At 71.7% G+C, this 23,915-nt stretch carries 19 protein-coding genes; 1 reads left to right on the top strand and 18 read right to left on the bottom strand.

The window, feature by feature from the left end; all coding sequences use genetic code 11:
* Nucleotides 1-17: 17 nt before the first annotated feature.
* From nrdE to ACZ402_RS04855, 13 genes are all read right to left on the bottom strand, one after another.
* Entirely contained in the window at nt 18-2,177 is a 2,160-nt protein-coding gene (gene nrdE / locus ACZ402_RS04915; RefSeq protein WP_465272283.1) for a class 1b ribonucleoside-diphosphate reductase subunit alpha, read from the bottom strand.
* Complete coding sequence (nrdI, locus tag ACZ402_RS04910) at nt 2,174-2,605, bottom strand: class Ib ribonucleoside-diphosphate reductase assembly flavoprotein NrdI (protein WP_024839279.1); 432 nt, start codon at nt 2,603-2,605, stop codon at nt 2,174-2,176. The genes nrdE and nrdI overlap by 4 nt, the downstream gene beginning before the upstream one ends.
* A gap of 81 nt (nt 2,606-2,686) precedes the next feature.
* On the bottom strand, nt 2,687-2,932 hold the full coding sequence (gene nrdH / locus ACZ402_RS04905) for a glutaredoxin-like protein NrdH (protein WP_047232913.1): 246 nt from the start codon (nt 2,930-2,932) through the stop codon (nt 2,687-2,689).
* A 727-nt stretch (nt 2,933-3,659) separates the two neighbouring features.
* Nucleotides 3,660-5,150, bottom strand: a complete 1,491-nt coding sequence (locus ACZ402_RS04900; protein WP_375824294.1) for a GH1 family beta-glucosidase — start codon at nt 5,148-5,150, stop codon at nt 3,660-3,662.
* A gap of 131 nt (nt 5,151-5,281) precedes the next feature.
* A complete protein-coding gene (gene yicI, locus ACZ402_RS04895; protein WP_375824293.1) occupies nt 5,282-7,579 on the bottom strand; it encodes an alpha-xylosidase in 2,298 nt (765 codons plus the stop codon).
* A gap of 77 nt (nt 7,580-7,656) precedes the next feature.
* The gene (locus tag ACZ402_RS04890; RefSeq protein WP_375824292.1) at nt 7,657-8,580 is read right to left on the bottom strand and encodes a carbohydrate ABC transporter permease; all 924 of its coding nucleotides are present in this window, start codon (nt 8,578-8,580) and stop codon (nt 7,657-7,659) included.
* Nucleotides 8,580-9,569 carry a carbohydrate ABC transporter permease gene (locus tag ACZ402_RS04885; RefSeq protein ID WP_375824291.1) on the bottom strand — a complete coding sequence of 330 codons (990 nt, stop codon included), beginning with the start codon at nt 9,567-9,569 and terminating at the stop codon, nt 8,580-8,582. The genes ACZ402_RS04890 and ACZ402_RS04885 overlap by 1 nt, the downstream gene beginning before the upstream one ends.
* 94 nt (nt 9,570-9,663) lie before the next feature.
* A complete protein-coding gene (locus tag ACZ402_RS04880; protein WP_375824290.1) occupies nt 9,664-10,965 on the bottom strand; it encodes an ABC transporter substrate-binding protein in 1,302 nt (433 codons plus the stop codon).
* Nucleotides 10,966-11,036: 71 nt separating this feature from the next.
* A complete protein-coding gene (locus tag ACZ402_RS04875; protein ID WP_375824289.1) occupies nt 11,037-12,092 on the bottom strand; it encodes a LacI family DNA-binding transcriptional regulator in 1,056 nt (351 codons plus the stop codon).
* Between the two features lie 384 nt (nt 12,093-12,476).
* Nucleotides 12,477-13,754 carry an N-acetylglucosamine-6-phosphate deacetylase gene (locus ACZ402_RS04870; protein WP_375824288.1) on the bottom strand — a complete coding sequence of 426 codons (1,278 nt, stop codon included), beginning with the start codon at nt 13,752-13,754 and terminating at the stop codon, nt 12,477-12,479.
* An 80-nt stretch (nt 13,755-13,834) separates the two neighbouring features.
* Nucleotides 13,835-14,356 (bottom strand): DUF1990 family protein, encoded by a 522-nt coding sequence (locus ACZ402_RS04865; RefSeq protein WP_375824287.1) that lies wholly within the window; start codon nt 14,354-14,356, stop codon nt 13,835-13,837.
* Nucleotides 14,353-15,435 (bottom strand): YndJ family protein, encoded by a 1,083-nt coding sequence (locus ACZ402_RS04860; protein ID WP_375824286.1) that lies wholly within the window; start codon nt 15,433-15,435, stop codon nt 14,353-14,355. The genes ACZ402_RS04865 and ACZ402_RS04860 overlap by 4 nt, the downstream gene beginning before the upstream one ends.
* Nucleotides 15,432-16,163: a TetR/AcrR family transcriptional regulator gene (locus tag ACZ402_RS04855; RefSeq protein WP_375824285.1), complete on the bottom strand. Its 732-nt coding sequence runs from the start codon at nt 16,161-16,163 to the stop codon at nt 15,432-15,434. Before ACZ402_RS04855 ends, ACZ402_RS04860 begins: the two co-directional genes overlap by 4 nt.
* Nucleotides 16,164-16,350: 187 nt before the next feature.
* Between ACZ402_RS04855 and ACZ402_RS04850 the strand changes: the two genes are divergently transcribed.
* Complete coding sequence (locus ACZ402_RS04850; protein WP_375824284.1) at nt 16,351-19,731, top strand: MGH1-like glycoside hydrolase domain-containing protein; 3,381 nt, start codon at nt 16,351-16,353, stop codon at nt 19,729-19,731.
* A 124-nt stretch (nt 19,732-19,855) separates the two neighbouring features.
* Here ACZ402_RS04850 and nucS read toward each other — a convergent pair whose 3' ends face one another.
* From nucS to ACZ402_RS04825, 5 genes are all read right to left on the bottom strand, one after another.
* Entirely contained in the window at nt 19,856-20,551 is a 696-nt protein-coding gene (gene nucS, locus ACZ402_RS04845; protein ID WP_375824283.1) for an endonuclease NucS, read from the bottom strand.
* Between the two features lie 64 nt (nt 20,552-20,615).
* Complete coding sequence (locus ACZ402_RS04840) at nt 20,616-21,032, bottom strand: DUF2550 domain-containing protein (RefSeq protein ID WP_047232904.1); 417 nt, start codon at nt 21,030-21,032, stop codon at nt 20,616-20,618.
* A 13-nt stretch (nt 21,033-21,045) separates the two neighbouring features.
* Complete coding sequence (locus tag ACZ402_RS04835; RefSeq protein ID WP_047232903.1) at nt 21,046-21,312, bottom strand: F0F1 ATP synthase subunit epsilon; 267 nt, start codon at nt 21,310-21,312, stop codon at nt 21,046-21,048.
* A gap of 133 nt (nt 21,313-21,445) precedes the next feature.
* Nucleotides 21,446-22,927, bottom strand: coding sequence for a F0F1 ATP synthase subunit beta (gene atpD, locus ACZ402_RS04830; RefSeq protein ID WP_253053367.1), 1,482 nt, complete (start codon nt 22,925-22,927; stop codon nt 21,446-21,448).
* 91 nt (nt 22,928-23,018) lie between these two features.
* Complete coding sequence (locus tag ACZ402_RS04825) at nt 23,019-23,915, bottom strand: F0F1 ATP synthase subunit gamma (protein WP_253053365.1); 897 nt, start codon at nt 23,913-23,915, stop codon at nt 23,019-23,021.

Here is a 23,915-nt window from a genome sequence, read left to right as displayed (position 1 = left end):
ATAGTTGCCTCAGGCGACTACAGCATGCAGCTGACGCAGCCCTCCACCTCGGTGCCCTCGAGGGCCATCTGGCGGAGGCGGATGTAGTAGAGCGTCTTGATGCCCTTGCGCCACGCGTAGATCTGCGCGCGGTTGACGTCGCGCGTCGTGACCGTGTCCTTGAAGAACAGCGTGAGGCTCAGGCCCTGGTCGACGTGCTGCGTGGCGGCGGCGTACGTGTCGATGATCTTCTCGAAGCCGATCTCGTACGCGTCCTCGTAGTACTCGAGGTTGTCGTTCGTCAGGTAGGGCGCCGGGTAGTAGACGCGCCCGATCTTGCCCTCCTTGCGGATCTCGATCTTCGACGGCACCGGGTGGATCGAGGACGTCGAGTTGTTGATGTAGGAGATCGAGCCGGTCGGCGGGACGGCCTGGAGGTTCTGGTTGTAGATCCCGTGCTCCATGACCGAGGCCTTGAGGGCCTTCCAGTCGTCCTGCGTCGGCACGTGCACGCCGGCGTCGGCGAAGAGCTGGCGCACGCGCTCGGTCTCCGGCTCCCACACCTGGTCCGTGTACTTGTCGAAGTACTCCCCCGTCGCGTACTTCGAGTCCTCGAAGCCGCCGAACGCGCGCCCGCGCTCGATCGCGAGTCGGTTCGACGCCGCGATCGCGTGGTAGGCGACCGTGTAGAAGTAGATGTTCGTGAAGTCGATGCCCTCCTCGGACCCGTAGTGGATCCGCTCGCGCGCGAGGTAGCCGTGGAGGTTCATCTGGCCGAGGCCGATCGCGTGACCCGACTCGTTCGCGCGCTTGACCGACGGCACCGACTCGATGCTCGTCTGGTCCGAGACGGCGGTGAGCGCGCGGATCGCGGTGTCGATCGTCTTCGCGAAGTCCGGCGAGTCCATCGTCTTGGCGATGTTCAGCGAGCCGAGGTTGCAGGAGATGTCGCGGCCGACGTGGTCGTACGAGAGGTCCTCGTTGAACGTCGAGGGCGTCGAGACCTGGAGGATCTCCGAGCACAGGTTCGAGTGGGTGATGCGGCCCTTGATCGGGTTCGCCTTGTTCACCGTGTCCTCGAACATGATGTACGGGTAGCCGGACTCGAACTGCAGCTCGGCGATCGTCTGGAAGAAGTCGCGCGCCTTGATCTTCGTCTTGCGGATGCGCGAGTCGTCGACCATCTCGTCGTACTTCTCGGTGACCGAGATGTCCGCGAACGGCTTGCCGTAGACGCGCTCGACGTCGTACGGCGAGAAGAGGTACATGTCCTCGTTCTTCTTGGCGAGCTCGAACGTGATGTCCGGGATCACGACGCCGAGCGACAGCGTCTTGATGCGGATCTTCTCGTCCGCGTTCTCGCGCTTGGTGTCGAGGAACCGCAGGATGTCCGGGTGGTGCGCGTGCAGGTACACGGCGCCGGCGCCCTGGCGCGCGCCGAGCTGGTTCGCGTAGGAGAACGAGTCCTCGAGCAGCTTCATCACGGGGATGACGCCGGACGACTGGTTCTCGATGTGCTTGATGGGCGCGCCGTGCTCGCGGATGTTCGACAGGAGCAGGGCGACGCCGCCGCCGCGCTTGGAGAGCTGCAGCGCCGAGTTGATGCCGCGCGCGATGGACTCCATGTTGTCCTCGATGCGCAGCAGGAAGCAGGACACGGGCTCGCCGCGCTGCGCCTTGCCGACGTTGAGGAACGTGGGGGTCGCGGGCTGGAAGCGGCCCGAGATGACCTCCTCGACGATGTCGAGCGCGGCCTGCTCGTTCCCGTCCGCGAGGCCGAGCGCGACCATGCACACGCGGTCCTCGAAGCGCTCCAGGTACCGCTTCCCGTCGAACGTCTTGAGCGTGTACGACGTGTAGTACTTGAAGGCGCCGAGGAACGTCTCGAAGCGGAACTTCTTGGCGTACGCGAACTCGAACAGGGACTTCACGAACGCGCGGTCGTACTTCGCCAGCACGGCCGGGTCGTAGTACTTGTTCTCGACCAGGTAGTCGAGCTTTTCCTGCAGGTCGTGGAAGAAGACCGTGTTCTGGTTGACGTGCTGGAGGAAGTACGCGCGCGCGGCCTCGCGGTCCTTGTCGAACTGGATCTCGCCGTTCGGGCCGTAGAGGTTCAGCATCGCGTTGAGCGCGTGGTAGTCGAGCTGCGCGCTCGCCAGGGGTACCTCGGTGATCGTGCCACCGCCTGCCACGCTCACGCCGGAATCCGTGACTGTCGTTGCCAAAATCGTCCCAATCCGTCGCGGACGCGCACGGCGTCCTCGGCTGTTCCCAGGAGTTCGAAGGCGTACAGGTAGGGCACCTGGCACTTCGCGGAGATGATGTCGCCGGCGATGCAGTAGGCGTCGCCGAAGTTGGTGTTGCCCGCAGCGATGACGCCACGGATCAACGACCGGTTGTGCACGTCGTTGAGGAACTTCACGACCTGGCGCGGGACGGCACCGCCCTCGTTGCCGCCCCCGTAGGTCGGGACCATGAGCACGTACGGCTCCTCGACGCGCAGGAAGCCCTCGGTGGGACGCAGCGGGATGCGCTGCACGTCCATGCCGAGGGCCGGCAGGTCGAGCCGCTGGACGAACCGGTGCGTGTTCTCGCTGACGCTGGAGAAGTACACGAGCGACCCCACGGGGACGCACCTCCGTCCTGCCCTGCTCCGCCTGCTTCCGTACGAGTTCCGGGGCACCTCACGGTGCCCTGGGGAGGCCGGTCAGGCGACGACCGGCGAGACCTTCTGCGCGAGGGCGTTGATCTGGTCGGGACGGAACCCGGACCAGTGCTCGTCCCCGGCGACGACCACGGGCGCCTGCAGGTAGCCGAGCCCGCGCACGAGCTCGAGCGCCTCGGCGTCCTGGCTGATGTCCACGACGGAGTACTCGATGCCCTTCTTGTCGAGAGCGCGGTACGTCGCGTCGCACTGAACGCAAGCCGGCTTGCTGTAGACCGTGACGCTCATGGGGTGACTCCTCGTCTCTCGCGCTCTGTCCGGGATCGGTCCTCGGGGAGGGAGAAACATCTCTGACCTCGAAGGACACCGGTGGAACTACGTCTGTGTGATTCACCAGAAGGCCTCCGGCCCCCTGGGTGTGCAACCACTATACCTAGTGGTCGACACCGCGCCACCGCACTAGATGTCGTGGTCGAACTTCACCCGTCGGCGTGTGCTAGGAGCCACGGACCCATCCTCCCACCGCCCTCTGACACACCTTCGGAGAGCCTCGTCCACAGCCCGTCGTCCACCGCTCGGAGGCACCACGAACGGCGTCCTCCCGCGGACGGCGGGGCGCCGTCCACAGGGTGGGGACGACCTCGGTCCACACCCTGTGAGGCTCGGTGAGGCCGCCCCGCGGGGCCACCTCCACCGTCGTGCGGACTCGCACCGACGGCCGGCGAAACACCCCAATCCGGGCACGACGAACGTCCAACTCGTCGGCGTGTCGCGTTCCTTCGGCGTGTCGCGCGGCGAGTGCGCGGCATGCGAGAAAGGTCACCCGGTCGCCGATCATCGACCACCGCGCTCCCTCGGCCACCAGGGGTCCACCTCCGCGCACCAGGGCTCCACCTCGGCACACCGGGGCTCTTTCTCGGCCTGCCAGGGCGCGCGAGGGCCCGCCCGGTGCGACCGGGCGGGCCCTCGTCGAACGACGGTCTGCTTCAGCGACAGGCGGTGCCGTCGACCGCCGTCAGGCGGTCTCGTCGACCGCGGAGAGAGTGTTCGACGTCGCGAGGCGGCGGTACCAGTGCGCGGAGTCCTTCCACGTGCGCTCGAGCGTGTCGTAGTCGACGCGGATGATGCCGAACCGGCGGTCGTAGCCGTAGCCCCACTCGAAGTTGTCGAGCAGGGACCACGCGAAGTACCCGCGCACGTCGGCGCCCGCGTCGATCGCGGCGCCGACGGCGTCGACGTGGTCGTGCAGGTACGCGACGCGGCGGTCGTCGTGCACGCGGGCGGTCCCGGCGGCGTCGACCGTGACCTCGTCGGCGAACGCGGCGCCGTTCTCGGTCACCATCATCGGCTGGTGGGGGTAGGTCGTCGCGACGGACACGAGCAGCTCGGTCATGCCGGCGGGCTCGATGTTCCAGCCCATGGCGGTGTACGGGCCGGGCTGCTGGACGAACTCGACGTCGTCGACGCCGATCCACGGGCTGTGGCTCGACGCGCCGTGGCCGTCGTTCTCGGACCGCTCGCCGTCGCCGGAGAAGTGGCGCACGCGCACGGTCGAGTAGTAGTTGACGCCGAGGATCGACAGCGGCTGGCGCACCGTCTCGAGGTCGCCCTCCTGCACGAACGACCAGTCGCTCACGTGCGCGGTGTCGGCGAGCAGGTCGGCCGGGTACTCGCCGTCGAGCATGGGCGCGAGGAACGCGCGGTTGGCGAGCGCGTCGATCTTGCGCACCGCGTCGAGGTCCGCGGCCGACGACGGGTCGTCGGGCCGGATGACGTGCAGGTTGAGCGTGACGGACGTCTTCGCGTCCTCGCCGAGCTCGTCGCGGATCGCCTGGACGGCGAGGCCGTGCGCGAGGTTGAGGTGGTGCACGGCCGCGAGCGCCGCGGCGGGCTCGGTGCGGCCGGGCGCGTGCACGCCGGAGCCGTAGCCGAGGTAGGCGGAGCACCAGGGCTCGTTGAGCGTCGTCCAGGTGTCGATCCGGTCGCCGAGCTCGCGCGCCATGTGGCGGGCGTACTCGGCGAACGCGTACGCGGTGTCGCGGTTGGCCCAGCCGCCGGCGTCCTCGAGCTCCTGCGGGAGGTCCCAGTGGTAGAGCGTGACGACGGGCTTGACGCCCTTCTCGAGCAGCGCGTCGACGAGGCGCGAGTAGAACGCGACGCCCTCGGGGTTGAGCGGGCCGGTGCCGCCGGGCTGGACGCGGGACCAGGAGATGGAGAACCGGTACGCGCCGAGGCCGAGGTCCGCGACGTGCTGCACGTCCTCCTGCCACCGGTGGTAGTGGTCGTCCGCGACGTCGCCCGTGTCGCCGTTGAGCGTGCGGCCCGGGGTGTGAGAGTAGGTGTCCCAGATGGACGGCGTGCGGCCGCCCTCGGCGGCGGCGCCCTCGATCTGGTACGCGGCGGTGGCGGAGCCCCAGAGGAAGTCGGTCGGGAACGTCCGGCGGCCCGACGGCGCGGGCGCGGTCTGCGTTTCGACGGCGTCAGGGGCGGTGGTGTCGGTGGTCACGAGGGTCCTCGCTGCTCGGTCGGCGGACGGCGCGGTCCGCGACGGGGTGGTCGGTGGGAGGTGCTCGGGGAAGGACGGGGGCGAGCATGTCATGGGAGCGCTTCCATGACATGCTCGCCCAGGATACGTCCTCAGCCGAGGTCGATCGTCACGCTCGTCGCGCCGTGCGCCTCGGCCGTCGCCGATCCGGCCCGCACGGACCAGGCCGCCGCGGCGTCGTCGGACGAGACGGTGAGCGTCGCGCCCGACCGGCGCACGCGGAACGTCGCGCCCTGCGCGCCGTCTGCCGACGGGACGACCACGAGCTCGTCGTACCCGTCGGGCAGCTCGAACGCGTGCAGCGTGACGCCGTCGGCCCAGTCGTAGTCGGGGCGGTCGGTGCGGGCGCCCACCGGCAGGACGGTGCCCGGGCGCACGAGCACCGGGAGCGAGTCGAACCCGTGGGTCTCGGTGACCCAGCGCGGGCCGGTCACGGTCTCGCTCAGGGCGGGGCCGTCGTCGGGCTGGACGAGGCGCGTCCACGTGCCCTCCGGCACGTAGTACTCCACGCGGCCGTCCGCGCGGAACACCGGCGCGACGAGGAGCGCGTCGCCCAGCAGGTACTGCGTGTCCGCGGTGTACCCGGCGCGGTCGTGCGGGAGCTCGAGCACGAGCGGCCGCATCATCGGCACGCCGTCGGTGTGCGCCTCCTCGGCCACCCGCCCGAGGTACGGCATGAGCGAGAGCTTGAGGTGCGTGAACTTGCGCGTCACGTCGACGGCCTCGTCGTCGAACGCCCACGGGACCCGGACCGAGCCCGAGCCGTGCAGGCGCGAGTGCGACGACAGGAGGCCGAACGCCGTCCAGCGCTTGAACACGCCCGGGTCGGGCGTGCCCTCGAAGCCGCCCATGTCGTGGCTCCAGTAGCCGAACCCCGACATCGACATCGACAGGCCGCCGCGCAGCGACTCGGCCATCGACGCGTAGGTCGAGTCGCAGTCGCCGCCCCAGTGCACGGGGAACTGCTGGCCGCCCGCCGTCGCGGACCGCGCGAACAGGACCGCCTCGCCCTCGCCGCGCTTGCGCTCGAGCAGCCGGAAGACCGCCTCGTTGTAGAGCTGGGCGTAGTAGTTGTGCATCTTGCGCGGGTCGGAGCCGTCGTGCCACGCGATGCCGTCGACGGGGATCCGCTCGCCGAAGTCGGTCTTGAAGCAGTCGACGCCCTGGTCGAGCAGGCCCTCGAGCTTCCCCACGTACCACGCGGTCGCGTCGGGGTTGGTGAAGTCCACCAGGCCCATGCCCGCCTGCCACAGGTCCCACTGCCACACGGACCCGTCCTCGCGCTTCACGAGGAAGCCCTGCTCCACGGCCTCCGCGAAGAGGGGCGAGCGCTGCGCGACGTACGGGTTGATCCACACGCACACCTTGAGCCCGCGGTCGTGCAGGCGGCGCAGCATGCCCTCGGGGTCGGGGAACGTGCGCGGGTCCCACTCGAAGTCGACCCACTGGTACTCGCGCATCCAGAAGCAGTCGAAGTGGAACACCGACAGCGGCAGGTCGCGCTCGGCCATGCCGTCGATGAACCCGTTCACCGTCTGCTCGTCGTAGCTCGTCGTGAACGACGTCGTGAGCCACAGCCCGAACGACCACGCCGGCACGCGCGCGGGGCGGCCGGTGAGCGCGGTGTACCGGCGCAGCACGTCCTTGGGCGTCGGCCCCTGGATGACCAGGTACTCCAGCGCCTGCCCCTCGACGGAGAACTGGACGCGCGTGTTCACCTCGGACGCGACCTCGAACGACACCTTCTCCGGGTGCTCGACGAACACCCCGTAGCCCTTGGTCGTGAGGTAGAGCGGCACGGACTTGTACGCCTGCTCGCTCGACGTCCCGCCGTCCTCGTTCCAGATGTCCACGACCTGGCCGTTCTTGACGAACGGGCCGAACCGCTCCCCCAGGCCGTAGACGAGCTCGCCCGGCTCGAGCGCGAGCTGCTCGTGGGTCCACGTGCCGCCGTCGTCCGACGTGACGTGCCCGACAGACTTCGGCAGCGAGGAGGTCAGCACCTCGCCGTCCGCCTCGAAGTCGACGCGCCAGCGGTCGCCCCGGTGCACGCGCACGGCGAGGTCCTTGGACCGCAGGACGGCGACGTCGTCGTGCACCTCGACCTCGGGCCGGAACCCGGGCTCGCCGGCCACCTGGAACGCCGGGCCCCGGCGCACGGCGCCCTGGTGGTGCTCCACGCGCACCCGGATGACGCCGGGCGCGGGCGAGGAGTACGTCGTCGTGAGCATCGGGCGGTTGAGCGTGTCACCGCGGCCGCGGATCTTCGCCGTCGGCGCGTACACGGTGAGCGTGCCGGCCGCCTCGTCCGCGCGGACGTCGTCGACCTCGACCGCGTAGAGCGGGTGCATGCCGGGCCGGACCTGCCAGTACCCGTCGGTGAACTTCATGGGTGGTGCTTCCTTCGTCGGTGCGTATCGGAGTCTCGGGGCCGCCCCTGGGGCGGCTCGGCATCACACGGCGAGCGTCACTTCACGGCGCCCGCCGTGACGCCCCGGGTGAGCGTGCGCTGGAAGATGAGGAAGAAGATCAGCGCGGGGATCAGCGAGACGAGCGCGCCCGCGTTCGTCGTCGGGGCGTCCATCATCCGGTCGCCCTGGAGCGACGCGAGGGCGATGGGGATCGTCTGGGTGTCGTTGGTGGTCAGCATGACCAGCGGGATGAAGAACTCGTTCCACGTCCAGATGAAGAAGAAGATCATGAGGACGCCGAGCGTGGGCTTGACGATCGGGTAGACCACCTGCCACAGGATGCGCCAGCGGCCGGCGCCGTCGAGCTGCGCTGCCTCCAGCAGCGCGGGCGGGAACGTGCCGAGCACGGACGCGAGCAGGTACGTGCCGAACGCCGCCTGGATGACGGTGAAGATGATGATGATCGACCACTGCGAGTTCGACAGGCCCACCTTCTGCGCCATGTCGAACAGGGGGTAGATGAGCGCCTCCTGCGGCAGCATGTTGGCCACGAGGAAGAGCGTGACGATCCACAGACGACCCTTGATGCGGCCGACGCCGATCGCGTACGCGCTGAGCAGCGACAGGAGCGTCCCGAACACGGCGACGAGCGCCGAGATGAAGACGGAGTTCCAGAGCTTCTGCGGGAAGTTCGTCCGCGTCCAGAAGTTCTGCACGCCCTCGAGGTAGAGCTCCTTCGGGATGCTCAGCGGGCCGTCCTGCGAGTACTCGGCCGGCGACTTGAACGCGTTGAGCACCATGATGACGAACGGCGACAGCATGAGCAGCGCGACGAGGATCGCCGCGGCGAGCACGAACCAGCGACCGATCCCGCGGCGGTAGCGCTCGTCCTGGCGCGTGGCTCGCAGAGCGCGGCGGGGGTGGGACGCGTCGGCGCCCGGCGCCACGGCGTCCGCGGGGGTGGTGGTGACGGTGGACATCAGCGGCCCTCCTGCTCACGACGCTCGGCGCGGCTCTGCAGCGCGAGGATCACGACGGCGACGACGATGATGACGAGGGTCAGCACGGTCGCCACCGCGGCGCCGTAGCCGACCTTCGACTTGTCGAAGAAGTTGAGGTACGAGTAGTAGCTCGGGACGAGCGTCGAGCTCTCGGGCCCGCCGCGCGTGAGCACGTAGATGGGGCCGAACACCTTGAGCGCGGCGACCGTGCACGTGAGCGTCACGACGAACGTCTCCGGGCGGATCTGGGGGATCGTGATGGCCCCGAAGCGGCGCCACCAGCCCGCGCCGTCGAGCTCGGCCGCCTCGTACAGCTCGGGGTCCACGCGCTGGAGCGCGGACATGAAGATGACGACCGGGTAGCCGATCTGCACCCAGATGAGCACGAGCATGACGCTCGGCAGCGCCGTCGTCGTGTCGCCGAGCCAGTTGGGCGGGTTCTCGATGCCGATCCCGCGCAGGATCACGTTGAGCGCGCCGGTCTGGGAGTTGAGGATCCAGTTCCACAGCACGCCGGCGACGGCGACCGGGAGGATCTGCGGCAGGTAGTACGTGGCGCGCAGGAACGCCGCGACGCGCGGGCCGAAGCGCCGGCCGAGGTAGTCGAACAGCACGGCCGCGAGGACGAGTCCGATGAGGGTCGGCGCGACGACCATCGCGAGGATCATCGCGATCGAGTTCTGGAACGAGGTCCAGAACGCCGAGTCGTGCAGGAGGTCGGCGTAGTTGCCCAGCCCGTACCAGCGCATCGGCGCCATGCCGCCGCGCCACTTGAACAGGCTGTAGTAGACGTTCATCACGAACGGGTAGCCGATCACGACGACGAACGCCACCGCGCCGGGCAGGAGGTAGGGCAGGTACGGCACCCAGGCGGGACGGCGACGACGTCGCGGCGCCGCGGTCGCGCGGGTGGCCTCGCGCTCGGGGCCGGGCGCGGCCTCGGGCACGGTGTCGGTGCGGGTGGTCATGACGGTCTCTTTCGCGGGAGGTGCTCGGGTGGGGGCCCGGGCCGGCCGGGGCGATCCTGGGATCGGACCCGACCGGCCGCGGGCGTGCGTCCGCTCAGCTGTCGAGCAGGTCCGCCTTGCCGTCCACGTACGCGGACTCGAGGCCGTCGAGCACCTCGGTCGGCGACTTCGACTGGTTGATGAGCGACTGGAGCTCGCTGACGATCACGTCGTAGTAGCCGGGCACGGGCCAGTCGGGGTAGAACGCGAGGCCGTCGTCGTCGAGGATCGCCTGGAAGTTCTCGGTGAGCTGCTGCGTGCGCTCGTCCGTGATGACCGACGCGTCGCCGGCGACGGGCAGGCCGCCCTTCTCCGCGAGGATGTTCTGCACCTCGGGGCGCAGGGTGATGTCGATGAACTCCTCGGCGAGGTCGGGCGAGTCGGCGTTCGCCGGGACGACCCAGAGGTTGCCGGACGAGCCGACCTGGAGCGTGTTGCCGGGGAAGTTGAACTGGCCCCAGTCGGCGTCCATCTCCTCGACGATGCGGCCGAACCACCACGAGCCGGAGACCATCATCGGGTAGGTGCCGTTGATGAAGGACACGCCCATGTCCTCGGCGGTCAGCGCGGCGGAGTCGGACGCGACGTAGCCGTCCTTGATCCAGGAGTCGAGCGTCTCGGTGGCCTGCGTCATCTCGGGACCGTGGAAGTCGGGGTCGCCGTCGAAGAGCTGGTACTGGTCGACGAAGTCGCGCTCGGAGCTCGCGAGCACGAGCTCGTACCAGAGCTGGCCCATCGGGTACTCGGCGCCGGCCTCGGCGAGCGGGGTCACGCCCTGGTCCTTGAAGGCCTGCATGACGGTCTCGAGCTCGTCGAGCGTCGTCGGCACCTCGAGCCCGTACTGGGCGAACATGTCCTTGTTGTAGTAGACCTGCACGAACTCGCCGTAGTTCGGGACGCCGTACCACTCGCCCGAGCCCATGAGGCCCTGGTCGTCGTAGGTCGCGGTCGTCTGGAGCGAGCCGCTGAGCTTCTCGTCCCAGCCGCGGTCGGTCGCCGCGTCGGTGAGCGGCGTCAGCAGGCCCTGCGCCGCGAGCTGGCCGGCGGTCGCGTTGCCCTTGTTGTACTCCATGACGTCGGGCACGTCGTCGCCGGTGAGCACGATCTTGGCGTTCTTCTGGATCTGCTCGAACGTCTGCTTCTCGACGACTACGTCGACGTCCGGGTTCTCCTCCTCGAAGATCTCGATCGCCTTGGCCCATGCCTGGCCCATGGCGGAGTCCTCGTTCTCGTAGTGCCAGATCGTCAGGGTCTGGTCGTCGGACCCGCCGCTGCCGCCGGAGCCCCCGCACGCCGCGAGGGCGAGTGGGAGCGCTACCACGGCAGCGACGAGCGAGATCTTCCGGGATCGCAGCATGTGCGTGTCCTCCTCATCGAGTTCCGGCGCTGGAGCCGGAGGGTGACCGGGGCGTCGCCCGGTCGGTCGGGTCAGCGAGCCTCGGGCTCGCGGTCGTCGTCGTCCGGGGACCGGCCGGCCGCGGGGGCGACGCTGCTGCCGGGTTCGAGGACGCACGGGATGAGCACGTTCGGCGTGCTCGGACGGGAGCCGTCCACGAGGGACAGCAGCTTCTGCACACCCAGGCGGCCGAGCTCGGCCCCGGGCGCGTGCATGGTGGTCAGCGGCGGGTTGCTCATCTCCCCGACGCCGGGCGACGTGACGATCGACAGGATCGACATGTCCGCGGGGATCGCGACGCCGCGCTGCTGCAGCTCGGCGACGACGCCGAACGTCGCGATCTCGTTCATGGTGACGAAGGCCGTCAGACGGGGCTCGCGCTCCAGGAGCGTCGCGACGGCGTCGCGGCCCGCGCGCGGGGACTCATCGACGCGCAGCGCGAGCGGCTCGAGCCCGCGGCGACGCATCGCCGCCTCAAAGCCCTCCTCGGCGCGGAACGTCGGCGCGTAGCCGTCGTCCGCCGTCGCCTGCGAGTGGTTGACGAGGGCGACGTGCCGGTGCCCGAGGTCGACGAGGTGCTGGACCGCGTCGTCCGTCGTGCGCTCGAAGTCGATGTCCACGGACGGACGGTCCGTGACGTCGCGCGTGCGGCCGATCATCGTGTACGGCACCCCGGCCTCGTCGAGCACGTCGACGCGGGCGTCGTCCAGCGCGACCTCCATGAGCAGGACGCCGTCCGCCATCCCCTGGCGCACGAGGTCGCGGACCTCCGGCGCCTGGGTCGTGCGGAAGGGCCACAGCACGAGGTGGTACCCGTTCTCGCGCGCCGTCTCCGCGGCGGAGGAGACGAACTCGGCGACCGTGCCGCCCAGCCCCTTCTCCATCGCGGGGTAGATGAGCGCGAGCACGTGGCTGCGGCGCGACGCGAGCCCGCGGGCCATCGCGTTGGGCTGGTAGCCGAGCTCGGACATGGCGTCCTCGATGCGGCGACGCGTGGCGTCGGAGACGGGACGAGTCCCGGACAGCGCGTAGGAGACCGTGCTCAACGAGACCTGCGCGCGTCGCGCCACGTCCTGCATCGTCGCCATCGTCACCACTCCCCTGTGGTCCGGTCCGTCGCCTCGGCCGTCGAAGCGCTTCGTCGAAACGCATCGTCGAAGCGCTTCGCTGTTACGAGTATTGGATGAACAAATGACGAGAGTCAAGCCCGTGGAGCAAGAACGCGCTCTCTGGTTGACGACTCCCGCGCCGACCTGCACCGACGTCGGGTGGATCCGAAGCCCGTCGAACCGCCGAACCCGGGCATACCGGTGAGTTCGACCCGCGAGTCGCCCCCAACCCCGGGTTCGCCGCGCTCCCCTGACGTGACGAACCCGGGGTCGCTCCTCATGGAACAGGCCGGGTGAGGGACGACCCCGGGTTCGGCGGGTGCGGTCGGCGGGGCGACGCGTGCGGGTGCGGGTGCGGGTGGGTCAGGGCTCGAGGTCGACCGGGGCGCCCGCTCGCAGGACCTCGCGGACGCGCAGGTCGGCGTCCGTGACGACGACGTCGGCGCGGCGGCCCGCGACGAGGCCGCCGCGGTCGTCGAGGCCGAGCACGCCCGCCGGGGTCCACGACGCCGCGCGGACGGCGTCGACCAGCGGCACGCCGGCCTCGACGGTCTCGCGCACGACGTCGAGCAGGTGGTACGTGCCGCCCGCGATGGACCCGCCCTCGGTGAGCCGCGCGACGCCGTGCGCGACGGTCACGCGCATCGGCCCGAGCTCGTAGGCGCCGTCGGCCATGCCCGCCGCGGCCATGGCGTCGGTGACGAGCGCGACGGCGTCCGGCCCGGCGACGGCGCCGTCGGCACCGACGTGCGACCCGACCAGCTCGACGACGCTGCGGATCGTGCCGTGCGCGAGGTGCGTGCCGTCGGCGACGAGCTCGACGACCAGCTCGCCGCGCGCGGCGGCCGCGAGGCACGCCGCGATGGGGCCGGGCTCGCGGTGGTGCAGCGGGCGCATGCCGTTGAACAGGTGGGTCGCGGTGAGCCGCGCGCCGGGCCGACCGGCGGCCGCGAGCGCCGCGACGCCGGCCGCGATCGCCGCCTCGGTCTGCTCGGTGCTCGCGTCGGTGTGCCCGATCGACGGGAGGGCCCCCACCTCGACGAGCGTCTCGATCACTCCCCCGGCGCCGACGACGCCCGGCACCTCGGGCGCGACCGTCATGGTCCGCAGGTAGCCGCGCGCCGCGCCCGCGATCGCGCGCACGAGCTCCGGGTCGCCCTCGAGCATGTCGTGCGGGTTCTGCGCGCCGCACCGCACCTCGGAGAGGAACGGGCCTTCGAGGTGGATGCCGACGATCTCGCCCGCGTCGGCGAGGTCCGCGAGGTTCGCGGTGCGCTCGAGCAGGACGTCGCGCGGGGCCGTGACGAGCGAGGCGACGAGGCTCGTCGTGCCGTGGCGCAGGTGCTCGCGCGCGGCGACGCGCGCCTCCTCGACGCTCGTCGCGTCGGGGAAGCTCGACCCGCCGCCGCCGTGGTCGTGCACGTCGACGAGGCCCGGGAGCAGCGTCGCGCCGTCGCCCGCGGGCAGGTCGGCGTAGCCGGCGTCGGCGGCCTGCGCGCGGGTCCCGACCCACGCGACGCGCCCGTCCTGCAGGGCCACGACGCCGTCGTCGAGCACCCCCGTCGGGGTGACGACGCGGCCCACGAGGACTCGTGCGGTGCCGGTCTGCTGGTCGGGACGAGGGCTGCGGGCGTCGGTCATGGGCCCATTCTGGCGCACTTCGTACACCCGGCGTGCAAACTCGTGCGGACGTGGACGCGCGCGGGTCGGGACGCGAGACGTCAGCGGTCGCGCGCGGCGAGGAGCCGCTTCGCACCGCGGCCGAGGTGCAGGGCGAAGAGCCGCTGGAACGTGGGCACGGCGAACGCGAGCGGGCGCACCCACCACAGCACCGGGCGGCTGAACACGTCGATGCTCCACCACAGGTCGCCCGCGTCGTCGCGCTCGACGGCGAAGCGCTCCTCGCCCACGAACGCGTGCCCGGGCAGGGTGCCGTACCCGAACGCGACGCGGTGCGCGGACCGCTCGACCCAGACGACCTCGCACGGCTCGGGCAGCCGCAGCCGCCCGAGGCCGAGCAGCGTCGTCACGCGCGCACCGGGCTCGGCGACCGGGGCCTCGGTCTCGAGGCGCACGCGCGCCGCGGCGTGCACGCGCCAGGTGAGGAGCTGCTCGCCGAGCCACGCGAGGTCGTCGGGCGTGCGCGGCCGGTCGGTGAGCCGACGGCGCACGTGCAGGTGCCGGTACCCCGTGGGCCAGGTGTCGGTGCGGGTCGCGCCGACCTCCGGGTACGTGAACGTCATGCCGCACTCCCCTCCGGGGCCCGCCCGGGCCCGCGTTCCGTGTCCTGTCCCGCGTCGCCGTGCTCCGCCTCGCCCGTGCCCTCCGCCTCGCGCGAGAGCGGCGGCCGGGCCGCGAGGACCCGCAGCCCGAGGAGGGTGCAGAGCACGAACCCGAGCGCGTTCGCGACGCCGTGCGTCGCCGCCATGACGTCGAGGCTCGGGTGCGCGAACCCGAGCGCCTCGCCCGCGGCCCACCAGAGCGCGAGCAGCATCGACAGCCCGACCACGACCGCACCCGTGCCGAGCAGCGCCCGGACGCCCGCCGTGCTCGCCGTGCTCGCCGTGCTCACCGTGCTCACCGTGCTCACCGTGCTCACCGTGCTCACCGTGCTCACGAGGCTCCCCGGACCGGCCGGGTGCGCGTCGTCGGCCGGGTGCGGCGGGCCGGTGGGCCGCGCGAGCGAGCGGACCGCCGCGACCGCGGTCGCCCAGAGGGCGAGCGTGAGCACTCCCGAGCCGACGAGCTCGGCCACGTCGCCGACGAGGTAGCCGACCAGCACGAGCGCCGTCCCGACCGGCACGCCCCACGCGCCCGCGACCGCGAGCCGGTCGGCGACCGCGAGGCGCGCGACCGTGCCCGCGACGAGTGCCGCACCGAACCCGGCGTAGAGCATGTGCGGGACCGTGAGCGCGAGATACGTCCCGGAGAACCCGAGGAGCCCCCACCCGGCGCGCTCGGCGACCAGCGCGCTCGCGCCGACCGCCGGCATGACCAGCGCGGTCGCGGTCGCCGCGCGCGAGGCGAGACCTGCCGCGGCGACCTGCCCGTCGCGCAGGTCGCGCGCCGTGCGCACCGCCAGACGCGCGCCGGTACCGGCGAGCACGACGGTCGCCGCCGCGAAGACGAGCGCGAGCAGGACGGACGCGGTGCCGTGCGGCAGCACGAGGCTCACCGCCCCGGCGACCCCCGCGAGGGGCCACGCCACGCTGCGCGGCGCGGGGACGACGTCGGGCCCCAGGAGCCGGAGGCCGAGCGGCAGGACCACGACCATGCCGAGGATCACCAGGCCCGAGACGAGGGCCCCGCCGGCGGGGCTCACGCGCCCGCCTCCGGCTCGCCCGCGCGCTCGCGCTCCGCATCCCCCGGGGGCGACGCCCAGGGCGCGCCCGGGTGGACCGCGCGCACGAGGCGCAGCGCGTCGTCGACCACGCCGCGCGCGACGGGGAGCCGGGACAGCCGGACGAGGCTGCCGACGAGCGAGGCCCCGCCGTCGACGAGGCGGCGCGTGCGCGCGAACCCGGGCGAGGTGTCGTGGACCCAGAACAGGGTGATGCCGAGCTGGGCCAGCCACAGCAGCTCGGGGAGCTCCGAGCGCAGCCGCTCGGGGACGCGCGTCGACGTCCCGGCGACGATCTGCTCGAACAGGTCGCGCGAGAGGTCGCGCGAGGCGGCGGAGGCCGCGGAGAAGGGGCTCGCGTCCGAACCCGGGCGGATCGCGACGGACACGAACTCGCCGCCGAACGCGTGGAAGGGGGCGAACGCGTCGACCGACGCTCCCCAGACGCCGCGCAGCCGGTCGGTGAGCGACCCGCCCGCGGCGAGCACGGGCGCGGCGCGCTCGGCGTGCTCGCGCTGCACCTCGAGGTAGAGCTCCTGGACGAGCGCGTCCTTGGACGGGAAGTGGTAGTAGGCGTTCCCGGTGCTCACGCCCGCCTCGGCGGCGACGGCGCGCATGGTCGTCCGCTCGTACCCGACGTCGCGCAGCATCCGGACCGCGACGTCGCGCAGGTGCGCGCGCGTGCGCTCGGACTTCGGTGTCGCGCTCATGCGACGGCGCCGTTTTTGAACATGTTCAAAAACTACCACGGAGAGCAGCCGGCCGGCACGAAGGAGGGTCCGCACCCGCCGCCTGTTGTTTTCTGTTTGCTCTTGTTGGAATCTGTGGCCGACAGCGCAGTCACGTCCCCGTGCCCTGGACCACGCGGGACCCGCTCTTCGACGACGAAGGACACGCATGCGACGACCACGCTCGACGGGCGCCCTGGCGCTCGCCTCCGGCCTCCTGGCCCTGGCCCTCGCGACCCCGGCGGTCGCGGCGACGCCGCCGGCGCCCGCGGCCGCCCCGGCCGCCTCCCCCGGGGCCGCGACCGACGACCCGACGACGCCCCTCGACCGGCCCGAGGTCGGGCCCGGGACGTCCTTCGTCGACGTCGGCGAGAAGCTCGACGGCTACGCCGACCCCGACTGGTACGCGGCCAACGTCCCGGTCGTGGACCTCCCCGACGCGGACGCCGAGGCCGTCTACTACTACCGCTGGCGCGTGCTCAAGGAACACCTGCGCTACACGGAGCCCGGCACGGGCTGGGTGCTCACGGAGTTCCTCGACTGCTGCGGCTACGCCGCGCCGTACCAGGCCATCAACGCCGCGGCGGGCCACCAGCTCGCCGAGGGCCGCTGGCTGCGCGACCAGCGCTACCTCGACGACTACGAGGACTACTGGCTCACCGGCCCCGGCCAGATCGAGCCCGCGCAGAACCCCGAGGCGGCCGACTGGGCGCACCAGTACTCGTTCTGGGCCGTGACCGCGATCGTCGAGCGCGCGAAGGTCACCGGGAACCTCGACCGCCTCCGCGCGCTCCAGCCCGAGCTGGAGACCTTCGTCGAGGACTGGGGGAACCAGTTCGACGCCGACCTCGGGCTCTACTGGCAGACGCCCGAGTACGACGCCAAGGAGAGCTCGCCCGCGTCGTACGCGACCGACCGCGACTACGCGGGCCGCCACACCTTCCGGCCGTCGATCAACGCCTACCTCTACGGCGACATGCTCGCGCTCGCCGAGGTCGCGACGCTCAACGGCGACGAGGCGACCGCGACCGAGTACCGCGACCGCGCCGCCGCGCTGCGCGAGGCCGCGGACACCTACCTCTGGGACGACGAGCGCGACTTCTTCTACGACGTCGTCGACTGGGAGAACCCGGACCACGAGCGCCTGCGCGACCGGCTCGACGTCGGGTTCGTCCCGTGGAAGTTCGGCCTCGCCTCGCCGGAGCAGGCGGTCGCCTTCGACCAGCTCCTCGACCCGCAGGGGTTCGCGGCGCCGTACGGCCCGACGGTGACCGAGCGCCGCTCCCCCGACTTCTGGCGCTCGTCCGACCAGGGATGCTGCAAGTGGGACGGGCCGTCGTGGCCGTTCTCGACGTCGCTCACGCTCGACGGCGTCGCGACCGCGCTGCGCGACGACGCCGCGGGCGACCTCACGCGCGCGGACTACCTCGACCTGTTCGACACCTACGTCCGCACGCAGTTCCGCGACGGCGAGCCGTACGTCGCCGAGGCGCACCACCCCGACGAGGACCGCTGGATCTACGACAGGAACGACCACTCCGAGGACTACCTGCACTCCAGCTACGTGGACCTCGTGCTCCAGGACCTCCTCGGCCTCCAGCCGCAGTCCGACGACTCGCTCGTGCTCGACCCGCTCGTGCCGGCCGACTGGGACTGGTTCGCCGCGGAGAACGTGCCGTACCACGGGCGCAACGTCACGGTCCTGTTCGACCGCGACGGCTCGCGCTACGGGGCCGGCGCGGGCCTGCGCGTCTACGTCGACGGCGAGCAGGTGCTGCACGCCGACGCCGACGCGGTCGCCGAGGGTGCCGACCCGGTCGAGGTGCCGGTGCCGGGCGGCGAGCCGCAGCGCCTCCCCCACGCCGTCAACACGTCGGCGAACCCGCTCCGGAACGCCTACCCGCGCCCCGTCGCGTCGTACACGTGGCGGTACGACGACGCGTGGCGGGTCCTCGACGGCAAGGTCTGGTACGACGAGGTGCCCCAGAACACGCGCTGGTCCAACTACTCCTCGCCGAACGCCCGCGACTGGGTCGGCGTCGAGTTCGCCGAGCCGACGACGATCGGCGACGTCCGCTTCCACGGCTACCAGGACGCCGACGCCGTCCAGCCCGCCGCCGGCTACGGCCTCGAGTACTGGGACGGCGCGTCCTGGCAGGTCGTCCCCGACCAGACGCGCGTGCCCGAGCAGCCCGTCGGCAACGGCCTGAACCGCATCACCTTCCCGCCGCTCGAGACGACGAGCTACCGCGTCACGTTCGACGCCGCGCCCGGCAAGTCCGTCGGCGTGACCGAGCTCGAGTCGTGGAGCCCCGTGTCACGGGCGGTCTCCGCACGCGTCGAGGCTGCGGAGCCCGCCGTCGGGAGTGCCTCCCGGGTGGACGTGACCGTGTCGACGCGCGCGGACGCCGTGACGGGCGTCGAGGTCGCGCCCGAGCTCCCGGCCGGCTGGACGGCCGTCGCCGTGGGCGCGGCGGGCCCGGTCGACCTCGGGTCATGGGACCGCGCGACCCGCTCGTGGGACGTCACGCCCGGGCCCGACGCCGTCCCCGGCAGCGAGGCGCGGATCGGCGCCGTCGTGCGCTGGGGCGGGTCGGGCGCCGCCGAGGAGGCGCGCGCGGCCACGACCGCCCGGCTCGCGTTCGACCCCGCCTGGTACGACGACGTCGTGCTGCACGACGACTTCGACGCCGACACGACCGCGGAGTGGACGACGCTGCAGCCCTCCGGGGAGGCGCTGCCCGCCCTCGCGGCCGGGGACGGGGTGCTCGCCGCGACCGGCGACGCGCGCTACTGGGGGCTGTACGGGCACCGCACGGCCCGCGCGACGTCGTCGTCCGTGGTCGTCGCCGAGATCGGCGCGTTCTCCGGCGCGGGGACCCAGGAGGACTCGCTGTTCCTCGGCCTCGCGGCCGCGGACCGCACCTACGCGCTCGCCTGGTTCAACCACACGAACGTCGCGTCCGGACTCGACTACGTCGGGGGCGCGGACGGGTCGTCGCCGTACTTCGGCATCCGGGGCTACGGCCCCGGCGACCGGATCGCGCTCCAGGTGAACGGCGCGCGCGTCGACGTGTTCGCCGAGGAGGACGGCGCGTGGACCTGGTACGGCGGCACGACGACCGGCGGCGCGCTCGACACGTCCGACCCCGACGTGCTCGCCGGGCTCCTGCCGACGATCGGCTTCCGGGCCGATCGCGGCACCGTGAGCATCGCGTCGTTCGAGGTGCGCTCCCGCTCCACCGCGGCACCCGCGCCCCAGGTCGACGTCACCGCCGTCCCGCGCTGCCTCGCCGGCACGGCCTACGTCGCGGTCCGGGCGGCGTACGTCGGCACGGGCGGAGTCGGGGCGGGCGAGCCCGTGGACGTCGAGCTCGTCACGCCGTACGGGTCGCGCACCGTCGCGGAGGTGGCACCGGGCGGCAACGCCTACCAGTCGTTCTCCGCGCGCGCCGCGTCGATCCCGGCGGGCTCGGCGACGGTGCGGGTGGCGGACGCCGCCGGGACGGTCACCGAGCACGCGGCGCCGTTCGCGGCCCTCACATGCTGACCGGTCGGCCGAGCCCGCGGTCCTGACCCCTCGACCCGGCGGCCGTGGCCCGTCCTCGCTGTGGGACGGGCCACGACCGCCTGCTCGTCCGGGTTGGCGGCTCCCGCGCCGGAAGACCCGCGCGTCAGAAGAGGCGGGAGTCCACGTCGTCGACGCCGCGCATCGCGTCGTAGTCGAGGACGAGGCAGCCGATCCCCCGGTCCGTCGCGAGCACGCGCGCCTGGGGCTTGATCTCCTGCGCGGCGAACACGCCTCGCACGGGCGCGAGCAGCGGGTCGCGGTTGAGGAGCTCGAGGTAGCGCGTGAGCTGCTCGACGCCGTCGATGTCGCCCCGGCGCTTGATCTCGACCGCGACGGTCGCGCCGCTCGCGTCCTTCGCGAGGATGTCCACGGGGCCGATCGCGGTCGGGTACTCCCGGCGGACGAGCGTGTGGCCCGACCCGAGCAGCTCGATCTGCGCGGCGAGCATCTCCTGCAGGTGCGCCTCGACGCCGTCCTTGACCAGCCCCGGGTCGATGCCGAGCTCGTGAGAGCTGTCGTGCTGGACCTCGTGGAGCTCGATCTCGAGGCGGTCGTCGCTCTTCGCGTGCTGCACGGCCCAGACCTCGGTCACGCCGCGCTCGCGCGCCTCCTCGGACGGCTCGCGCACCGCGAGCGAGCACGGCGGGCTCATCCAGTTGAGCGGCTTGTACGACCCGCCGTCGGAGTGCAGCAGCACGCTCCCGTCGGCCTTGACGATGAGCACGCGCGTCGCGAGCGGCAGGTGCGCCGAGAGACGGCCGGTGTAGCGGGCGGAGCAGCGGGCGACGACGAGACGCATGAGGCAGGTCCTCCGGGTCGGTGGTGGGCGGTCCGGGACGCGGCGTCAGCCCACGGGCGACGCCTCAGACGACGACGTCGCGGCGGCCGGGCGGCGCGGCCTCCAGCCAGGAGGCCAGCCCCTCGTACGCGGCGCGCGACATCGTGAGCTCGAAGTCCTGGCCGTGGTACCGGCACCGGACGAGGTAGGTGTCGGGCCCGTCGCCGACGAACGGCTCGCGGCCCGCGATGACGAGGTCGTAGCGGGACCACGTCCGGGCGGGGCGGATCGACACCGACCACAGCCGCCACCAGTCGATGCGGCCGACGCCGTAGTGCGCGATGCCCGCGACCCAGGGCGCACCGGCCGCACCCGCGCGCCGCGCGCCGCACTCGAACGAGCCGACGCGGTGGGACAGGGCGCGCAGACGCCACGCCCCCAGCCCGATCGCGAGAAGGACGAGGACGAGCAGTCCGATCGCGAGCCAGGCCAGGGGCGTCATGGTCGTGCGAAGGTCAGCGGGCCGGTACGGACTCGACCGAGTCCGCGACGATCGTGACCTGGTTCGAGTCGACGGAGAGGAACCCTCCGGAGACGCGCACGTCGAGGGTCTCGCCCTCGGCCACGATGCGCACCGACCCCTCGCGCAGCACGGAGAGCAGCGGCGAGTGGTCCGCGAGGATGCCGATCTCACCGTCCGCCGCGGGGGCCGTGACCCGCTGTGCGCGGCCCGACCAGATCTTGCGGTCCGCCGCCACGAGGTCGACGTTCAGCTGTGCCACGGGAACTCCTTCATGGGCGGTTCATGCCCGGTGTGGTGTCCGGGACGACGCCCGGCCCGCGTGCCGCGGTCCGGGTCCGGGTGCGACGCCCGCGGGGCCGGACCGACCGGCCCGGCCCCGCGCGTGCGTCGGATCAGGCGCCGTACTCCTGCTGGATGCGCGCCCAGTTGCGCTCGAGGTCCTCGAGGCCACCGATGTTGTAGAAGGCCTGCTCGGCGATGTGGTCGAACTCGCCGTCCGCGATCTTCTTGAACGCCTCGATGGTCTCGCTCAGCGGCACGGTCGAGCCCGCGACGCCGGTGAACTTCTCGGCCATGTAGGTGTTCTGGGAGAGGAACTGCTGGATGCGGCGCGCACGCGCGACGACCGTCTTGTCCTCCTCCGAGAGCTCGTCCACACCGAGGATCGCGATGATGTCCTGGAGCTCCTTGTTGCGCTGCAGGATCGACTTCACGCGCGTCGCGACGTCGTAGTGCTCCTGGCCCACGTAGCGCGGGTCGAGGATGCGGCTCGTCGACGCGAGCGGGTCCACCGCCGGGTACAGACCGCGCGAGGCGATCTCACGCGAGAGCTCGGTCGTCGCGTCGAGGTGCGCGAACGTCGTCGCCGGCGCCGGGTCGGTGTAGTCGTCCGCCGGGACGTAGATCGCCTGGAGCGACGTGATCGAGTGACCACGCGTCGAGGTGATGCGCTCCTGGAGCAGACCCATCTCGTCCGCGAGGTTCGGCTGGTAGCCCACCGCGGAGGGCATGCGCCCGAGCAGCGTCGACACCTCGGAGCCCGCCTGCGTAAAGCGGAAGATGTTGTCGATGAACAGCAGCACGTCCTGCTTCTTCACGTCGCGGAAGTACTCCGCCATCGTCAGCGCGGAGAGCGCGACGCGAAGACGCGTGCCCGGCGGCTCGTCCATCTGGCCGAAGACGAGGGCGGTCTTGTCGAAGACGCCCGCGTCCTCCATCTCGTGGATGAGGTCGTTGCCCTCACGCGTGCGCTCGCCGACGCCAGCGAAGACCGAGACACCGCCGTGGTCCTGGGCGACGCGCTGGATCATCTCCTGGATGAGGACCGTCTTGCCGACGCCCGCACCGCCGAAGAGGCCGATCTTCCCACCCTGGACGTAGGGGGTCAGCAGGTCGATGACCTTGATGCCCGTCTCGAACATCGTGGTCTTCGACTCGAGCTGGTCGAACGCCGGGGGCTTGCGGTGGATCGGCCAGCGCTCGGTGATCTCGACCGTCTCGCCCGGAGCGGCGTTGAGCACGTCGCCCGTCACGTTGAAGACCTTGCCCTTGGTGACGTCGCCGACGGGGACGCTGATCGGCGCGCCCGTGTCCGTCACCTGGGCGCCGCGGACGAGGCCGTCGGTCGGCTTGAGGGCGATCGCGCGGATGAGCGAGTCGCCCAGGTGCTGGGCGACCTCGAGCGTGAGCGTGAAGGACTTCTCGCCCTCGCCCTGCGACGAGAGGTCGATCTCGACGGTCAGCGCGTTGTAGATGTCGGGGATGGCGTCCGCCGGGAACTCGATGTCCACGACGGGGCCGATCACACGAGCGACTCGGCCCACGCCGGGACCGCTGGAGTGCTCGACCTGTGCTTCCACGGTGGTGGCGGTCATTGCTGGCCTCGCTTCGCAGTGCCGGAGTGGTCCCCGGCGGTGTCGGTCAGGTTGTCGATGATGGTGCTGGCCGCGCGGGCCGTGCGGCCCGTCATGACGCCGCCAGGGCGTCGGCACCCGAGACGATCTCGCTGATCTCCTGGGTGATGTCCGCCTGACGCGCCTGGTTCGCCAGCCGCGTGTAGTTGCGGATGAGGTCCTCCGCGTTGTCCGTCGCCGTGTGCATCGCACGCTGACGTGCGGCGAGCTCGGACGCCGCCGCCTCGAGGAGGCAGCTGAAGATCCGGCTGCGCACGTAGCGCGGGAGCAGCGCGTCGAGCACGGCCTCGGGCGAGGGCTCGAAGTCGTACAGCGGGAGCACGTCGTGCTTGCCCGCCGGGGCGACGCCCTCGACGACCTCGAGCGGGAGCATCCGCACCACGCGCGGGCGCTGCGTGACCATGTTGACGAACTGCGTGTACACGATGTGCAGCTCGCTCACGCCGCCCTCGGCGGCCGGGGCGAGGAACGCGCCCAGCAGGGCGTCCGCGATCTCCCCCGCGACCTCGGAGTTCGGCGCGTCCGACCCGTACGACCACGAGCCGGCGAGCTCGCGCCCGCGGAACGTGTAGTACGAGATGGCACGACGTCCGGCCGCGTAGAGCGCGACCTCCTTGCCCTCGGCCACGAGCCGCTCGACGAGGCGCTCCGTCTCGCGGATGATCGACGCCGAGTAGGCGCCGGCCATGCCGCGGTCGGAGGCGACGACGAGCACCGCCACGCGGTTGGTGTCCGTGCGCTCGCTGGTCAGCGGGTGCTTCGTCGACGTGTGCGTCGCGACGGCCGAGACCGCCCGGGTGATCGCCCGGGCGTACGGCGACGCGGCGGCCGTGCGGTCGCGCGCCTTGCCGATGCGCGACGCGGCGATGAGCTCCTGCGCGCGGAACATCTTCTTGAGCGACTGCGTCGACTTGATCCGCTGCTTGTAGACGCGCTGGGATCCGGCCAT

This window comes from Cellulosimicrobium sp. NPDC030954, from assembly GCF_055571305.1.
This window is presented reverse-complemented; position numbering and strand designations above follow the sequence as displayed.

Excerpts from the sequence above, each read along its gene's own strand:
- nrdH (WP_047232913.1), bottom strand. The coding sequence starts at position 2,932 with ATGAGCGTCACGGTCTACAGCAAGCCGGCTTGCGTTCAGTGCGACGCG.
- yicI (WP_375824293.1), bottom strand. The coding sequence starts at position 7,579 with ATGAAGTTCACCGACGGGTACTGGCAGGTCCGGCCCGGCATGCACCCG.
- ACZ402_RS04890 (WP_375824292.1), bottom strand. The coding sequence starts at position 8,580 with ATGTCCACCGTCACCACCACCCCCGCGGACGCCGTGGCGCCGGGCGCC.
- ACZ402_RS04885 (WP_375824291.1), bottom strand. The coding sequence starts at position 9,569 with ATGACCACCCGCACCGACACCGTGCCCGAGGCCGCGCCCGGCCCCGAG.
- ACZ402_RS04880 (WP_375824290.1), bottom strand. The coding sequence starts at position 10,965 with ATGCTGCGATCCCGGAAGATCTCGCTCGTCGCTGCCGTGGTAGCGCTC.
- ACZ402_RS04875 (WP_375824289.1), bottom strand. The coding sequence starts at position 12,092 with ATGGCGACGATGCAGGACGTGGCGCGACGCGCGCAGGTCTCGTTGAGC.
- ACZ402_RS04870 (WP_375824288.1), bottom strand. The coding sequence starts at position 13,754 with ATGACCGACGCCCGCAGCCCTCGTCCCGACCAGCAGACCGGCACCGCA.
- ACZ402_RS04865 (WP_375824287.1), bottom strand. The coding sequence starts at position 14,356 with ATGACGTTCACGTACCCGGAGGTCGGCGCGACCCGCACCGACACCTGG.
- ACZ402_RS04855 (WP_375824285.1), bottom strand. The coding sequence starts at position 16,163 with ATGAGCGCGACACCGAAGTCCGAGCGCACGCGCGCGCACCTGCGCGAC.
- ACZ402_RS04850 (WP_375824284.1), top strand. The coding sequence starts at position 16,351 with ATGCGACGACCACGCTCGACGGGCGCCCTGGCGCTCGCCTCCGGCCTC.
- nucS (WP_375824283.1), bottom strand. The coding sequence starts at position 20,551 with ATGCGTCTCGTCGTCGCCCGCTGCTCCGCCCGCTACACCGGCCGTCTC.
- ACZ402_RS04840 (WP_047232904.1), bottom strand. The coding sequence starts at position 21,032 with ATGACGCCCCTGGCCTGGCTCGCGATCGGACTGCTCGTCCTCGTCCTT.
- atpD (WP_253053367.1), bottom strand. The coding sequence starts at position 22,927 with ATGACCGCCACCACCGTGGAAGCACAGGTCGAGCACTCCAGCGGTCCC.
- ACZ402_RS04825 (WP_253053365.1), bottom strand. The coding sequence starts at position 23,915 with ATGGCCGGATCCCAGCGCGTCTACAAGCAGCGGATCAAGTCGACGCAG.